Genomic DNA, 13,500 nt, shown 5'->3' on the forward strand with positions numbered 1-13,500 from the left:
ATACATGATTTCCCCAACTCTCTAAATAGTCAATGGATGAAAATCTAAGAACGAGTGAGTAAACGAGAGATAACATTAATTTATAGTGGGAGGAAAGCATTTTGATTATCAGTTTGCTGACGGGAATCGCAATACTGCTCTATCTCTTGCCGGGCTGTTTCGTGGCGCGCATGGCGACGGATTTAACCAAAAGATTGGAGGTAGAACGCTACCGGCAGTACAAGCAGACGTTTGTCGGCAGGGCAAGGAACTGGCCGGGAGTCAACCGTCTGCAGGAGAATCCGCGCTTGACCAATCGACTGGTACAGTGGTTCGGGATCGATCGCCAAAAAATCATGGAGATAATCTCCAGATTGCAATGGGGTGTAACGTTGGAGGAAGTGATTTTGGCCAAGCTGGTGACGGGCAGCTGTCTTTTGCTTTCCTTGATGTTCATGATCGGGCAGTTGTACAGAGGAGCAGAGTTTGCATATACCCAACTTATCCCGGCTGTGTTGTCCCTTGTCGCATTTTTTCTGCCGACCCAGCTGTTGGTCTGGGCAGATGAGCGGGCGAAAGCGGAAATCAGACAGCAGGTTCCGGTCTTTTTCAGCATTGTCCAATCTCTGGTGCAATCAGGAATGCCCGTGCATCAAGCGGTCAAAACGGTTGCCAGGCGATTCGAGGGACGTCTCGGCAAGGAGTTGCGTCATTTGGAACTGGCGGAAAAGTCATACGGAAATTGGCGAATGGCGCTGGAAGAATTGGCTTACCGCTGGGACGTAGACAGTTTTGTATCAATCGCAATGGAGATTAGTGAAGCGTTAAAAAAAGGGGTGAGCATTGCTCCGATGTTGGCGCTGCAAATTGAGGAACAATTAAAGCAACAAGAGGATGAAGCGGCAACCTATGTCAACCGTTTGAGCATCCGCTTGCTGCCGTTTGTGATTATTTTTATGGGAATACCGCTGCTATTTCTCGTGATGGGTCCGGCCTTTATCGGAATCAGGGAAAATTTGTAAAGTTTTTTTGCGGTTGATGACTGTCTTTTGCAAAAGTAAAGATAACAAAACCAAAGGAGGGTTATCAAATGCAAGCAATTCAAAACTATGCAAAAAGGTTTGTCAAAGAGCAAGATGGCGTCACAATCGTGGAAATGGTGATTATCGTAGCGGTCATCTTGATCCTGATCATCCCGGCGTTGGTCGATTTGGGGGAGACGGAAGATAAAAAAATCAAGGAACTGACGAAAAAAATCAGCTGATGTTTGCCGATGCTCCTGTATTCTTGCTATTGGTTCTTGCAGGGTGGACAGATTGGCGCAAGCGAAAAATCGCAAACAAGTTAGTCTGGCCGTTTCTGATCAGCGGCTTGCTGGTCCAAACAAGCGAAGGCAATGGCTGGCGGTCATTGGTTGGACTGTGCGTTGCCTTTCTGCTGACGGTTTTGCCTGTTTTATGCAGAGGGATGGGAATGGGTGACCAAAAGCTGTTGATGGCTGTGGGAGCGTGGACAGGCGGCGGAGAAGTCTATACGTTATTCATTTACTCGCTATGTTCCTGCATCTTTGCCGCACTCCTCATGCCGACGAGATGGCGGGTACTGTTGTACAATTTGCGTTTGGCGGCGATCGGCTGGGTGAGTCACCGTATGCTTTGGCTGCCATCAGTGGAAAAGTCGGCATGGGCGATTCCTTATGCGGTACACCTTTTGTTCGCCTTTCTGTTTATCAAGATGGCTGAGGTTTTAAAATGAATCGGTTAACCAAATTGCTCAAGGATCAACGCGGCAGTCAGCTTGTTGAATTTATTTTGACGTTTCCACTTGTTTGGATGTTGATTGTCTTTACCTTTGACCAGTTTACGATCCTGTATAACAAGCAGAAGGCTCTTTCGGCTGCCTATGAGGCGGGCAGAATTGCTTCCGTACAGCCGAATTATGGCTTGGCCCAATATTATGCCAGCAGTCGGGGAGAAGAAGAGTTAAGCCAGGCGATCGGCATTACAGATAGCGATATACGAATAAAGCCCGTCGGAAGTTGGCAAAAAGGCAACCATTTTAAGGCGGTGGCATCCATCCGTTTCCGTCTGTTGGCAACGGGTCAACCGTATGAACTGATGGAGTCCTACCAGATGATGATTGAAAACGCGGGAGGGCTGCCATGAAACTGTATAGGAGACTTAGGCGGCAACTAACGAACGAGCGTGGAGCAATTTTGTTAACCACGCTTTTTTTTCTCTTTTGCATGTGTGGTTTGATCTCTATCCTGCTTCTGATCGGACAAGCATCCGTCGCGGAGATGAGAACCCAGCAAACTGCCGATCTGGTTACAAAGGGGGCGAGGGCTGCCGGAAAAGGAGTATACAAGGGTGAGGCGAGGCTATTTGCCACTACTCGGGAGGCGAATCAGCAGAAGGTCGAGATTATTCGCGGAGCAAGGGAGGAAGCGGAAATATTAGTGAATCTCAATAAATCCGGTTTAGAGAAATCAGGCAAGGTAAAGGGAATAACCCACCAAAAAGGAAATCTGCATTACTTGTATGCGCAAGGGATTTATCACCTGCGGATTGAACTGCAAACAGAACTGGTGTTGATGTGGGATGCATTGCGGTTAACATTTCAAAAAGTGTCACAGTCGGAAGTGTAATACTGTGTCAATCAAAGGAGATCGACCGGTTCCTTTTTTTGTCCCAAAACGGCATGATAACTTGACAGTAAATTCCAGTCGGGGACAGGAGGAATCAATGATGCCTTCTACGATCATTGATCGGTATAAAAAAATTTTAAGCGGTGAGCAAAAACGTTTTTCACCGTATGAATTTGAAGATGCACAGTACCGGAAACAAAAAATTCAATCCGTGCTGCGCTATGCCTTTGAACAGGTAAAACAATGGACGCCGGAACAGGCGCGGGCAGAATTGAGCTGGTCCGATGTCAAGGAATTGAAGCTGCACCTGGTTCGGGAGTTTATCGAACCGCCGATTGAAGCAAAAGCGGACGATGTGTACTACATGGTCGAATATGCGTATCCTTACTTGCCGCGGCCGTCCGAGAAGGAAAAAGTATTATGGGTGTACCAGGAAGTGTTGGCAGGCCGGCGCAGACACTTTCCCCCGCATTATTTCCAAGCGGTAAAGGGGGAAGAGCGGGCAAAAATCTGTTTTGATTATATGTGGCGTGAGTTGATCGGACTAACCGATATACGGCAAATTCCACAAATGTTTGCGAAAACAGAAACTGCCTATGCCATTCTCCGCAAGTATAAACTGAAAATATTGGTCGATACGCTGTTTTTCTCCCCTTTTGATTTGGTGACAGAAATGTATCCGGAATTGGCCGACCCGGAGTTATGGAGAGTCGACTAAAAATATTTGCCTGCACCTCTGTCTTTTTTTACGGTTAAGGTAAGTTTCATGGGCTTATAAGCAAATGAAACGGCCGTTATTACCGGTGAGAAAGGAGGAGTTGCGGATGGCAACAGTTGAAGCTCACCAGGAAGTTCCCACCAGCATGGGGTTGCTTTTGGGAAAAAGGCTCATCTACCAAAAGCACAAACCGGGCAAGTGTCTCTCGGTGGAGAGATTGCCCCGCGAGGCTTTTCAAATTGAATCGATTCGTCAATTTGGCAGCCGGATTATTATCAATGACGGGATGCTGGTGCTGGAAAGCATCCCAACTGTCACGGAACGCAAGGGGAGAATTGCTCTTCTCTTGCCGACAGGAGAGGAACTCTACTTTTATGTAGACTGACTCTTCCCAACATTGGTCCGTCTTGTGCTGCTGAGCGCAAGACGGGTCGACCAGACAATTGCCAATATTCGATATTTTTAATTTGACGAGGGACGTTTGATGTAGGAAAATGGAATCAAATGTATAAATTTGTAAGATAAGGAGGAATTTTCATGCTGGCCAATAGCGCAATGGAGTTAGTAGATCGCTGCTATGAGCATCATCAGGGGTTGTTGGATTTGGAAGAGTTTAAAGGAGCTTTCATTTCATATGTTTTTGAAGTTTATCAGGCAGAAGTGGTCGCTATGATTGGACATGATGCATTTTACGATCATCTGGAAGAGTTGAATTTGGCCAATTGCCGAAAAGACTTTGATGCGGCTGTTGATGAGTGGTTCCTCCGGCAATATGGCAGCAAGAGAGAGGAAGACGGTTATCACGACCTGTTGTTCGCGCTCGTAAAAACGACGGTAGCTCATTGTCATTCGCGCTCAAGAGAAGAGCTGATTCATGATCTGACAAAATATTTAACGACCCCCACAGGTTTTATGGCCAGATGGAAAAACAGAAAGGCGCGTACTTCCTCTATGTATTTTCGATACTTGATGAAATTAGGGATTCGCACACATCTCGACATAGAATTACTCGTCGATTCATGGTTGATTGAACATCCCCATGCATTTCATCAGCGGGCGCAACAAATGATGGATCAACCGCCCCGGCGGGGAAGACCGAACAATCTTGAATTATCGTTGTTGTTTGACGAGATCCATCAAGTAAAACCCGAACTGACTCCCCGGGAACGGGAGCGAATCCGCAAAATTTACTACTATCACCGCAAGCAGCTTACATTAGCGGCGATGGTTGAAAAATTCAAACAATACTTGGCATCCAGGGAAATACAAGTGAAACCGGCCAAATCTCCACAAGTTGGATAGCGCATATGTTTAATCAAGTGAAACAATTCGTAGACCAGTTTCGCGAATTGGAAAAACAAGGGATGGCGCTCACTGAAGCCGAGCAGGACACATGGAAAAGATTAAAAGAAAAACTGACAGCGGCTTCGGACAAGCAGTTTGATCAACCCCATCGATCCATCAAGCGGGTGATTGCGATCGCCAGCTTTTATCCGCAAGCCGGGGCCAGTTTTCTTGCCGGCAATTTTTCCTATTGTCAGGCGGAAAAATCATTGCAGACAGTACTGTGTGAACTCCCCGAGCAGCACAGCTATTTTTACTTCGCACTGGACAGCGAGAGCAGAAGCACGCGCAAACCGGGGGCAGTTACCAGTCAGGAACAAGAAATCCGACTGCTAAATGGGCGGTTGCGTGTAAGAGTCTTTCAGCCGGAACCAACAAATTACAACAGTGCTTTACCGGAATTAATGAACTGGTTTTTGCAGAATAGCAGAGATCCTGAACTGTTAATCATTGATTTGTCTTCGCATTGGCGAGGAGAGGCTGCTGAGTGGATCATGGGCGTAGCGGATGAGGTCTGGTTTGTCCTTGACGCAGACTTCTCCAGACTGTCCAGGCTGGTGTTAACGGAATCCCCCCCGGCTGTGTGGAAGGAAGGAAACGAGAAAATTAAGGTAATCGCAAATAGATGGAACGCAGCCTTATCGGATCATAAAATTATCCGAAAGATTGAGGGAACATTATCCTTTTGGAGCAGCGAGCCAAAGGGTATACATGCCGTAATGCCTCATTTTGAAGCCTGCAAAGTGAGCGAAGCGCAACTGGCCGCTCAGCTTTTTCTGGAACGCTATCCAGATGAGAGTGTGCATTTCGACAAACTGGCTCGTTTTTGAAAGAGGAAGGATTTTATGAAAAAACAAACCTTGATTGCAATTAGCAGCATTTCTTTGGTATTGGCGCTAATCTGTTTCTTCGCCGCGACACAATATATTGACTCGCTGGTAGAAGAGAAATTATTTGCACCGGTAGTCAAGGTGGCCAACGGGAAAGAGATACAGCCATATGAACCGATAACTCGCGACGATGTGGTACTGGTATTGGAAGAGACAGATGAAATTATGGACGGATCGTTTCAAACGATTGAAAGTGTCTTGGGCAAACAGAGCATTCAGACGATCTTTTCCGGTGAACAGCTTCTTGCGCAAAAACTTCAAGACAACTATCTTTTGCCGAAGAAGAATGAAGCCCGCTATGAATTTCCGATTAACAGCCTGATGCCGATCACTGAATTGCGTAAAGGGGATTTCGTCAAAATCTGGGTGAGGTATAAACCGCGCGATGAATTGATCGATGTTCCACCGCCGATGCACTTTTCCATAACCGATGCTGCCGCTGACTTTCTGTTTGAAAGCCAATTGGTAACGGTCAAAGATACGAACGGAATTGAAATCTATACGTTAAAGCCTAATCTTATCCCCAATGCGGAAGAGTTGGGAAATCCTTTATTTCATGGTTCGAAGGCAAAAAATCTCGTCGATTCCGAGCGGAGATACCACGATTACCGCTCACAGCCTTCTTCCGTTCCGGCGTATGTAGGCTTCAACCTTACGGATGAGCAGTATCGGATTTTAACAGAAGCGATGCGTTACGGAACAATTCAAATTGGACATGTTCTTAGAACAGCCATGGGGGGAAATAAAGATTGAAACTATTGGTCGCCTACCCGTCAAAAACATTGGTCAACGCATTTATGCCGGCTCACAGTGAAGTATTGGTTGGTGAAAATGAAGAAATATTTTATAAACGAGCGGCTGCATACACACCAGAAGCAGTCATTCTATTTACGGAAATGTTTGATACACCTGTATGGCAATGGATGCCGACCATCAGACAGCTTTTCCCTGTAGAGGTTCCCGTCATTATTGTTCCACTGCAGCATGAGGAAGAACTGGCAATGAGAATATACCGCGACCTGCAAGCCCCAAATGTCTATTTGCTCCGGGCTTCCTTGACCCAGACAGAAATTCGCAAACAGATCAGCCTTCTGTTAGGGCTGGACAAGCGGGAATCACCGACGGATTCAGCTGATGAGCAACGCGGTAAAGTGTATGGTTTGCTCAGCCACGGTTCCGCGGGTGTCACAACTTTTTGCGTTAATTATCCTGTACTGCTTGGCAAACGATACCCAGAGAAGCGCATTGCGATCATCGACATGAACCATGTAAAACCTGATCTAAGCTCCTTTTTTAAGCTCGATCAGCATCAGATTGCTTTGTTCCGTCCTGACTTGATGGAACAGAAGTTTTCTTTGCAGCGTGACTGGCGTGGAGTATTTCAACAACACCGATTTTATAAAAATCTTTACTATGCAAGTGCTGCTTATCAATGGGGAGGTTATGAACTTTCCAATTTTCTGACGGCACTAAAAAGGAATTTTTCCCACATCTTTTTAGATTGGGGATATTGCTTTCCTGAAACGGAGGGACTATACAGGCTATTGCGTGACTCCGACAAAAACTTGTTTTTTGTCCGGGCCGATCCCTCCAATCTGGAACACGCCGTGCGATGGATGGCCCGCTGGAAGCAGAGAAAAGTTGAAACGGAGCTTTTTATAAGCCACGTTGAAACGGGAACATCGGATTTTCGCAGCATATACGCAAAATTCCCTGTATATGGGGCGGTGCCAAGAATCCCCACGATCAGAATGGTTGAGGCTCAGCGAAGCAAAAGCATTCTTGTTGAGGAGGTTTTCCCGCCGAAGTCGTATGTGCACAGTTTAAATAAAATCATAGAAAAAGAAGAAAGCGAGGAGGTGCGTCGGCTTACATATGAAAACAGTTGGCGCAAATTGGAACAATCTGTCGTTAACGAGTAAGGAAGAGATTAAACAAGCCGCCCGCGACTATTTAAATTTCTATGGAAAAACCAAAGAAGAAAAAATGGAGATGCAAAAGATACTGACTCTTGCCGAGCAAGGAGATCGGGACAGTCAAGCGCACATCACCGTTCAGCTGCAGCACTTTTTTGAGGAAGTGATCAAACGGCCGGTTACAGAGCAAATATTGCCGTACGCCAACAGCTACGAAGGGATCACCTTTGCTACTTACGGATGGGGCATACTTGATGTTGTCTTGCATCTGTCGCCTTGGGTGGAGGAAGTAAGAATATCGGCAGACAGGAGAGTAGCTTACATAGAACAAGGGGTTAAAAAGTTTTTGGATTATTGCCCGACCTGGCAAGAGGTGGAAGTACTCCAGCAGAAGCTAACCAATGCTGCGGGTTTGACTTTTAATGAAAAAAAGCCTCGACTAAGCGGTTATTTGGAAAGGCTAAAGGCCAGGTTGACCATGTTTACTTTTCCCTATTCACGGATACCCACTATAATTGTCCGGCGATTTACGACACCATCTTTTTCTCTCGATCAGTTGCGGTTGAGCCCGTTGCCAATGTTTGACGAAAAGGTACAAGCTTTGATCGAACAACAGGTTTATGGGCGAGCTAACATTCTTGTGATCGGGCCGATGGCTGCCGGAAAAACAACATTGATGATCTGTATGCTCAAATTAAAAAATCCCGCGACCGATTTCATTACGATTTATGAAAGTGAGCACGAAATCCGTTTTGCTGATGTTTGGCCCGGTGAGGTAATCGAACTGCAAAACGTCGAGGAAATCGGAATTGAACTTTCCAACTGTTTCAAGGATATGTATCGAACGACGGCAAACACCATCCTGATTGGAGAGATCAGGGAGCCGATTGAAGCCTACCATTTTATCAACGCGGGGATTCGCGGTACGGATGCCACGATTGCGGCTTTGCACGAGCGTTTTCCTCACCAAGTCCTCAATGATTTGACCGATCTTGTTTACTCTTATGGAGGCAGAAGCGTCGAACTGACACAGGAGAGAATCAGTCGGGCGGTAAATTTTGTCGACTCCCTTAAATATCGAAACAATGGACACCGCTATATCGATGCCATTCAGGTTACAGAGTGGAATGAGCGTATGGGGCGAGCAGAATCCGTTCCGCTGGTTTATTGGGATCAACAGGCACATCGGTATGAATGGACTGGCAAACACATTCCCGCGGAATTGGTAGAGTATATGGTTTATATGGGACGAGCGGACCTGGATATTTTAAGAGAGCTGAATTTGACCAAAATGGGTAGATTGATATGAATACGATGCTTTTGTTAGTTCCGATGGCGCTCTGCCTAACTGTTTTCTTTACGTTTTTGGGGTTTGTCCTTGTTCGGGCGTGGCATACGTCAAAGGTGTTCTATCCAAAAGCCGTTATCAAATTGCAAAAGAAGTTGCTGGAGGATAAAACCGGCCAATACTTTTATCGTCGCTATAGCACCTGGTGCAGCGTAGCAGGCGGGAAAATTGGTCCGTTGGAATACGCGGCCATCTCCTTGATTGGTTCGATTCTTGGCTTTCTGCTAGGCTTGCTGTCGGGAAATGCCATTGTTTCACTGACGTTGTTTTTGCTGCTTCTACTGACCCCGTCGCTGATCCTTTACGCGCGGTATACGCTGAGAGTTAATCAAATGGTGAAATCGTTTGGGCAGTTTGTCGACCTTTTTGCGCGTTATTACAACAGTCGAAAAAATATTGTACTGACATTTCGGGAAATGGTTCCGGAATGCCCGAAGGAGCTTCAGCAGGAGCTGATCATCCTTAATAACAAATTGAGTGATGGCGGCAATTCCATTCAGGCGGTTGAATCATTCGCGGAGCGGCTTAATCACCATTGGGCATTTGATTTTGCAACCTATATTATCAGCGGGTTGGAAGGGGAAACAGCCGATATCCAAAGCGCATTAATACGACTTACCAATGAGATGTTTATGCAGCAAGACGAAAAAGAGGAGAGGAACAGCGAAATCTATGCAATTTGGATTAGCTTGCTGGCGGTCATCGCCATTTGTATTTTATTAATTCCTTACAATCAAACTTTGCTGAAAGAAAGCTATCGTCTCTACTTCTTTACCCCGGACGGGCAGGCGTTGCTTTCTTTAGCGGCGACGATATGGTTTTTCTCCATATTATTAGCATTTATTTGGGGGAGGAGGAACGGTTAAATGGAGCTTTATCTCATGTATCTGTTGATCGCAATCGGTTCTGTTCTGCTCTTTACCGCCTTCTTTTCCGCTTTGCGGCTGATCGTTCAGCGTTGGACAAGAAACTTCTTTTTTAGCAGGGCATTATGGCTGCTGTGGATTCAAAAATTGGAGAAAAATCAGAGCGAGAATTGGTCTTCATTGCTGCGCAGAGCAGGTCGGCCATTTGGCTGGGGGAAAGGGGAGTGGATGTTAACGCAGCTTGCCTTCGGTTGCACCGGTATGCTGCTCATTTTGATCACTGCATTGTTTCGCCAAAACGAACCGTTTCCGCTGTTGACTTTTATTTTTGTTCCCAGCGTCCTTTTCTGGCTGCCCTACTTCTTTCTCAAGCTTTGGGCTGGGCAACGGGAAGAGATTCTCAGCACCGATATTGCCCGCTTCATTAATCGTTACATTAACTTGCTGGAAAACCAAGTTCCGCCATACATGGCCATGGTCAAGGCGGCGAGGCCAACGCGAAAATTAAAATACTACCTTCCTTCTCTGTCCGAATGGAATCGGGACCGAGACGAGGCATTGGAAACATTCAAACGTCAATTGGGTGTTGATGATGCGGTTATTCTCATATCCAATATCCGTACCGTCGAGCAGCTTACTGCCGATCAGCTGGTTTTAAATATGCAGAGGCTGGAATGGGCGATTGATCGGCGTAAAATGTATATGCACCGCAAAAAAATCAAGTCATTGGGGATCGGTTACAGTGTGATCGTCTATCCCGCTTTTTATATTGGTCTGATTGTCACGATGTTTCCATGGTACAAACTGTTGTCGGAGATTTTGGATCGATATTTGGTATAAGGGAGAGAAGCTGTTTGACAAAACTTTTTGCGATTTTAATCTGTTTGGTGTTTACGCTGGGGATTATCGTCTCAAGCATGGGAAAAGTAAACAGCTCAATCGTAAAAGATGGGGGCTTGCGCGATCGTGCGGTTGATTGGATTGACAAGGCAGTACCGGCAATGAATGAGGATGAACAGGATAATAACGAATAAAAAAAGGGGAGAGGCTCCATGTCAAAGATGTTTTTCATTTTTCTTGCATGCATTATGGTCTTGGGAATCGGCGTAAGTTCATACGGCAACCAATTAAGTCCGGCAGCAAACGATTCTGCCAGCAATATTCACAACTCCGTATCATCGCTGAATTATGACGCTAATCATGGAGAGGTTGAGTTTATTATGCAAAACGGAAATACATATACGGAGGGCAACTGATGACCAATGTATTGGTGTTATTGATTTTGCTGGTCATGGTGGGAACGCTGTCCGTATTCATCTGGAATTCCTATCCGCTTGAATCATGGACAAGCAGTCAAGATTTGCGGATTAAAAAGGTGGCCTATCTCTCTTTTCACTAGAAGCAGTTGATGGGGGAACCGTCGATGATAAAACTCCAAGTATTTCTGGTCTGTTTAGCGGTGATCGTTTTTGTCTTTTCCATGATCGTCTGTATGGAAATGTACGCATTGGAGAGAGCAATCGCCCGCAGCATTTATACAGACTTGGCTGATGATATGCAGGATATCGGCTATCTCGACCCTGAGCTTGCCGATTACTATCAGGCAAGAATGTACGAATTGGGTTGGGGAGAGCAACCAGGCGGTTTTTTTGGGGGAACGTGGCCACTCGATGAAGCAAACCGGGCCCGCAAGGAAAAAAATGAAACGGTCACCATCGCTATGACCGTTCGCCCTTCAATAATATCGCAATGGATAAATCAATATTTTCAGGGAGAGACAGAGTTCCGTTTTTCCGGCACTCGCCCTTCCGAATATTTTGCCCCGGGGTGGTAACCGTTGACAAAGCTCATATCCGTTTTAGCATTAATGGTCATTGTATTGCCGATCTCTGTTACCGTCTTGTTTGATGGACCGAACAATCTGTTTGGCGCATGCCGGCTTTTCTTTCAACGGCTGTTTGAACATGTCGTCTGGTATGGAGCAAGCTGATGGGACAATTGATTACCACGATTCTATCGGTGATAGTCTTGCTCTTTGTTCCGGTGGGGATTGTCCAGCTGCATATCGTCGCGCAAATGCGGGCGGAATTGCACGAACTTAGCTTTGCAACGGTCAAATTTATCAGCAATCACGGGGGAAGAAGCGAGGCGGAAGTTTTAGAGAGCACGCGTGCTTTTATTGAAATGGAGCTTGCATCCAAGAGGTATGAACTAAAGGAGGACGAGCTGAAACTGGCAGTCTCCCGCACAAAAGCTGCGGATGAACAACTGTGGAGCCATGAAGACGAGTTTACATTGCGGATGGAAATGCCGTTTCCGCGCATGACCGAACTCTTTCCCGAATGGGATAAACCGATTGTCATCGTCCGAACAGGGACGATAAATGTAATGGATTACGATCTGTAGGATAGGAGGAACTGTAAACGGCTGTTCAAATTCTATCAATGACGATGCTCCTTTTTTTCCTATTAATTGGCCTGTTTGTTACCGATTCGGATTTGGCTGTGCAAAAGAAAGCAGAAATGAAGGCGTTGCTGGAATTGGCAAATCATCATGCCACGTTTGCTGTTGATCAGGAACTGAAAACAGAAGGGATCATTGAACTGACCGAAGCGGAAGCGATGGCCAAGTTTGACCAGCGGATGTTGGACAATGGCGGATACGAGCGAGTTGAAGACGCCTATGTCCCGTCTGCGAACAGCGTTACCTCCGCCCCGGTATCGTTTGTGCACTATTATGTTGGCTTTCAAGATTGGCGAAAAGATTTGCACTTGTTTGTTCGACAACGGCAAGAGGGGTTAGCTATTGAAAAGGCAGAGGATGGTCCTGAAAGAACGGCTGGAGGGGAATTGCGGGTAACGTTCACTACTGCATCAGGAGAGGAGCTTCAATTAGCCCCGAAAAAGATGGTCGGACCATCGCTGGTTGTCGTCGCTTTTCTGGAAGAACCGCCTTTGGTGCCATTCCTGCCAGGCCATGCCATTCCCATCGTCAGCGTGGAGGAAGTGAAGTGGTGAGTAAAATGATTTTGTGAACGGGATCTTCGCAAGAGACTTCTCCTTCATTCCGTCGAATTGATCCAGCAGGACAGTAATCGCAGGCATCGACAGGAAAAGGGAACCAGACCATTGACCAAATATTACCAAAATAAAAACTTATTTATTCCTGCAATTTTCGACAAAATATTCAAATCTATTTTTTTAAAATAGAAAACATGATAAGGAAATAATTACAAATATTTCCTTATCCAACTTTGGCCAAGGTATGAAGATCAATATTTAGGGAGGAAACAATTTTGAAGAAGAAGTTCCTGGGTATTGCTGCAACGATTGCCTTATTGACCACTGCACACTCTGCGTATGCGGAGAGACAAACCGACACAATCGAATATAAAGATCTAGAAGCTGATGTCATGCTAGATGTCGATTGGAATGTTTTTGACGATGATGAAGCGGAAGCTGAAACAGACTTTGTGAACCCAAATGGTGAAAATTACGTTGCGGTCAGACTGGAAATGTGGGAAGACGAGGATGAAATGAGCGATTATAAATATGACAGAGATAAAAGCTTGGCCGAATGCCGATACACTTGGGATGGTGCCGAAATATTTATGAGTAGACACTCGATCGATAGCTCTGATAGAAGTAAGGAACTTGTAGTCCGTACTTTCAATGACGATTAAAATTCTTTGTAAAATGAGCCTTTTGCATAAATCTAAACCCTTGAGCAACAAGGTTTTCTGAGCATAAAAAAAGGACTTCACCCCGACTTGGAGAAGTTTTTCGGTGACCA

22 protein-coding genes are annotated in these 13,500 nt (G+C 45.8%); all 22 read left to right on the forward strand.

All coding sequences use genetic code 11. The features are described 5' to 3' along the window. Positions 1 to 101 precede the first annotated feature (101 nt). The 22 genes from JOD01_RS19305 to JOD01_RS19410 all read left to right on the forward strand — a co-directional run bounded on the left by JOD01_RS19305 (position 102) and on the right by JOD01_RS19410 (position 13,390). Entirely contained in the window at positions 102 to 1,001 is a 900-nt protein-coding gene (locus JOD01_RS19305; RefSeq protein WP_239565599.1) for a type II secretion system F family protein, read from the forward strand. Between the two features lie 68 nt (positions 1,002 to 1,069). Next, entirely contained in the window at positions 1,070 to 1,243 is a 174-nt protein-coding gene (locus tag JOD01_RS19310; protein WP_204520108.1) for a pilus assembly protein, read from the forward strand. Continuing rightward, the gene (locus JOD01_RS19315) at positions 1,243 to 1,734 is read left to right on the forward strand and encodes a prepilin peptidase (RefSeq protein WP_204520109.1); all 492 of its coding nucleotides are present in this window, start codon (positions 1,243 to 1,245) and stop codon (positions 1,732 to 1,734) included. The genes JOD01_RS19310 and JOD01_RS19315 overlap by 1 nt, the downstream gene beginning before the upstream one ends. Then, positions 1,731 to 2,144 carry a TadE/TadG family type IV pilus assembly protein gene (locus JOD01_RS19320; protein WP_204520110.1) on the forward strand — a complete coding sequence of 138 codons (414 nt, stop codon included), beginning with the start codon at positions 1,731 to 1,733 and terminating at the stop codon, positions 2,142 to 2,144. The genes JOD01_RS19315 and JOD01_RS19320 overlap by 4 nt, the downstream gene beginning before the upstream one ends. Continuing rightward, positions 2,141 to 2,626: a hypothetical protein gene (locus JOD01_RS19325; RefSeq protein WP_204520111.1), complete on the forward strand. Its 486-nt coding sequence runs from the start codon at positions 2,141 to 2,143 to the stop codon at positions 2,624 to 2,626. Before JOD01_RS19320 ends, JOD01_RS19325 begins: the two co-directional genes overlap by 4 nt. Before the next feature lie 100 nt (positions 2,627 to 2,726). Then, complete coding sequence (locus JOD01_RS19330; RefSeq protein ID WP_204520112.1) at positions 2,727 to 3,344, forward strand: DUF4046 domain-containing protein; 618 nt, start codon at positions 2,727 to 2,729, stop codon at positions 3,342 to 3,344. Between the two features lie 106 nt (positions 3,345 to 3,450). Further along, positions 3,451 to 3,729, forward strand: coding sequence for a hypothetical protein (locus JOD01_RS19335; RefSeq protein ID WP_204520113.1), 279 nt, complete (start codon positions 3,451 to 3,453; stop codon positions 3,727 to 3,729). A 152-nt stretch (positions 3,730 to 3,881) separates the two neighbouring features. Then, positions 3,882 to 4,646: a hypothetical protein gene (locus JOD01_RS19340; RefSeq protein ID WP_204520114.1), complete on the forward strand. Its 765-nt coding sequence runs from the start codon at positions 3,882 to 3,884 to the stop codon at positions 4,644 to 4,646. A gap of 5 nt (positions 4,647 to 4,651) precedes the next feature. Continuing rightward, on the forward strand, positions 4,652 to 5,518 hold the full coding sequence (locus tag JOD01_RS19345) for a hypothetical protein (protein WP_204520115.1): 867 nt from the start codon (positions 4,652 to 4,654) through the stop codon (positions 5,516 to 5,518). 15 nt (positions 5,519 to 5,533) lie between these two features. Then, the gene (locus JOD01_RS19350) at positions 5,534 to 6,331 is read left to right on the forward strand and encodes a CpaB family protein (RefSeq protein ID WP_204520116.1); all 798 of its coding nucleotides are present in this window, start codon (positions 5,534 to 5,536) and stop codon (positions 6,329 to 6,331) included. Beyond that, on the forward strand, positions 6,328 to 7,500 hold the full coding sequence (locus JOD01_RS19355) for a hypothetical protein (protein WP_204520117.1): 1,173 nt from the start codon (positions 6,328 to 6,330) through the stop codon (positions 7,498 to 7,500). The genes JOD01_RS19350 and JOD01_RS19355 overlap by 4 nt, the downstream gene beginning before the upstream one ends. After that, the gene (locus tag JOD01_RS19360) at positions 7,454 to 8,803 is read left to right on the forward strand and encodes an ATPase, T2SS/T4P/T4SS family (RefSeq protein ID WP_239565600.1); all 1,350 of its coding nucleotides are present in this window, start codon (positions 7,454 to 7,456) and stop codon (positions 8,801 to 8,803) included. The genes JOD01_RS19355 and JOD01_RS19360 overlap by 47 nt, the downstream gene beginning before the upstream one ends. Next, positions 8,800 to 9,708: a type II secretion system F family protein gene (locus JOD01_RS19365; protein WP_204520118.1), complete on the forward strand. Its 909-nt coding sequence runs from the start codon at positions 8,800 to 8,802 to the stop codon at positions 9,706 to 9,708. The genes JOD01_RS19360 and JOD01_RS19365 overlap by 4 nt, the downstream gene beginning before the upstream one ends. Continuing rightward, positions 9,709 to 10,548, forward strand: a complete 840-nt coding sequence (locus JOD01_RS19370; RefSeq protein ID WP_204520119.1) for a hypothetical protein — start codon at positions 9,709 to 9,711, stop codon at positions 10,546 to 10,548. Between the two features lie 14 nt (positions 10,549 to 10,562). Then, positions 10,563 to 10,742, forward strand: a complete 180-nt coding sequence (locus tag JOD01_RS19375) for a hypothetical protein (protein ID WP_204520120.1) — start codon at positions 10,563 to 10,565, stop codon at positions 10,740 to 10,742. A gap of 18 nt (positions 10,743 to 10,760) precedes the next feature. Continuing rightward, positions 10,761 to 10,964, forward strand: coding sequence for a hypothetical protein (locus tag JOD01_RS19380; RefSeq protein ID WP_204520121.1), 204 nt, complete (start codon positions 10,761 to 10,763; stop codon positions 10,962 to 10,964). Continuing rightward, positions 10,964 to 11,107 (forward strand): hypothetical protein, encoded by a 144-nt coding sequence (locus JOD01_RS19385; RefSeq protein WP_204520122.1) that lies wholly within the window; start codon positions 10,964 to 10,966, stop codon positions 11,105 to 11,107. The genes JOD01_RS19380 and JOD01_RS19385 overlap by 1 nt, the downstream gene beginning before the upstream one ends. 24 nt (positions 11,108 to 11,131) lie before the next feature. Next, entirely contained in the window at positions 11,132 to 11,542 is a 411-nt protein-coding gene (locus JOD01_RS19390; RefSeq protein ID WP_204520123.1) for a hypothetical protein, read from the forward strand. Between the two features lie 3 nt (positions 11,543 to 11,545). Then, positions 11,546 to 11,698, forward strand: coding sequence for a hypothetical protein (locus JOD01_RS19395; RefSeq protein WP_204520124.1), 153 nt, complete (start codon positions 11,546 to 11,548; stop codon positions 11,696 to 11,698). Next, positions 11,698 to 12,114: a hypothetical protein gene (locus JOD01_RS19400; RefSeq protein ID WP_204520125.1), complete on the forward strand. Its 417-nt coding sequence runs from the start codon at positions 11,698 to 11,700 to the stop codon at positions 12,112 to 12,114. The genes JOD01_RS19395 and JOD01_RS19400 overlap by 1 nt, the downstream gene beginning before the upstream one ends. Before the next feature lie 98 nt (positions 12,115 to 12,212). After that, positions 12,213 to 12,725, forward strand: a complete 513-nt coding sequence (locus JOD01_RS19405) for a hypothetical protein (protein ID WP_338028583.1) — start codon at positions 12,213 to 12,215, stop codon at positions 12,723 to 12,725. 278 nt (positions 12,726 to 13,003) lie between these two features. Next, positions 13,004 to 13,390, forward strand: a complete 387-nt coding sequence (locus JOD01_RS19410) for a hypothetical protein (RefSeq protein WP_204520126.1) — start codon at positions 13,004 to 13,006, stop codon at positions 13,388 to 13,390. Positions 13,391 to 13,500 lie beyond the last annotated feature (110 nt).

The sequence above is a fragment of the Brevibacillus fulvus genome (genome assembly GCF_016908525.1).
Lineage (GTDB): Bacteria > Bacillota > Bacilli > Brevibacillales > Brevibacillaceae > Brevibacillus_G > Brevibacillus_G fulvus.

Bases quoted from the DNA above. Each gene is read 5' to 3' on its own strand.
- JOD01_RS19310 (WP_204520108.1), top strand. From the start codon at position 1,070: ATGCAAGCAATTCAAAACTATGCAAAAAGGTTTGTCAAAGAGCAAGAT.
- JOD01_RS19315 (WP_204520109.1), top strand. From the start codon at position 1,243: ATGTTTGCCGATGCTCCTGTATTCTTGCTATTGGTTCTTGCAGGGTGG.
- JOD01_RS19320 (WP_204520110.1), top strand. From the start codon at position 1,731: ATGAATCGGTTAACCAAATTGCTCAAGGATCAACGCGGCAGTCAGCTT.
- JOD01_RS19325 (WP_204520111.1), top strand. From the start codon at position 2,141: ATGAAACTGTATAGGAGACTTAGGCGGCAACTAACGAACGAGCGTGGA.
- JOD01_RS19330 (WP_204520112.1), top strand. From the start codon at position 2,727: ATGCCTTCTACGATCATTGATCGGTATAAAAAAATTTTAAGCGGTGAG.
- JOD01_RS19335 (WP_204520113.1), top strand. From the start codon at position 3,451: ATGGCAACAGTTGAAGCTCACCAGGAAGTTCCCACCAGCATGGGGTTG.
- JOD01_RS19340 (WP_204520114.1), top strand. From the start codon at position 3,882: ATGCTGGCCAATAGCGCAATGGAGTTAGTAGATCGCTGCTATGAGCAT.
- JOD01_RS19345 (WP_204520115.1), top strand. From the start codon at position 4,652: ATGTTTAATCAAGTGAAACAATTCGTAGACCAGTTTCGCGAATTGGAA.
- JOD01_RS19350 (WP_204520116.1), top strand. From the start codon at position 5,534: ATGAAAAAACAAACCTTGATTGCAATTAGCAGCATTTCTTTGGTATTG.
- JOD01_RS19360 (WP_239565600.1), top strand. From the start codon at position 7,454: ATGAAAACAGTTGGCGCAAATTGGAACAATCTGTCGTTAACGAGTAAG.
- JOD01_RS19365 (WP_204520118.1), top strand. From the start codon at position 8,800: ATGAATACGATGCTTTTGTTAGTTCCGATGGCGCTCTGCCTAACTGTT.
- JOD01_RS19370 (WP_204520119.1), top strand. From the start codon at position 9,709: ATGGAGCTTTATCTCATGTATCTGTTGATCGCAATCGGTTCTGTTCTG.
- JOD01_RS19380 (WP_204520121.1), top strand. From the start codon at position 10,761: ATGTCAAAGATGTTTTTCATTTTTCTTGCATGCATTATGGTCTTGGGA.
- JOD01_RS19385 (WP_204520122.1), top strand. From the start codon at position 10,964: ATGACCAATGTATTGGTGTTATTGATTTTGCTGGTCATGGTGGGAACG.
- JOD01_RS19390 (WP_204520123.1), top strand. From the start codon at position 11,132: ATGATAAAACTCCAAGTATTTCTGGTCTGTTTAGCGGTGATCGTTTTT.
- JOD01_RS19400 (WP_204520125.1), top strand. From the start codon at position 11,698: ATGGGACAATTGATTACCACGATTCTATCGGTGATAGTCTTGCTCTTT.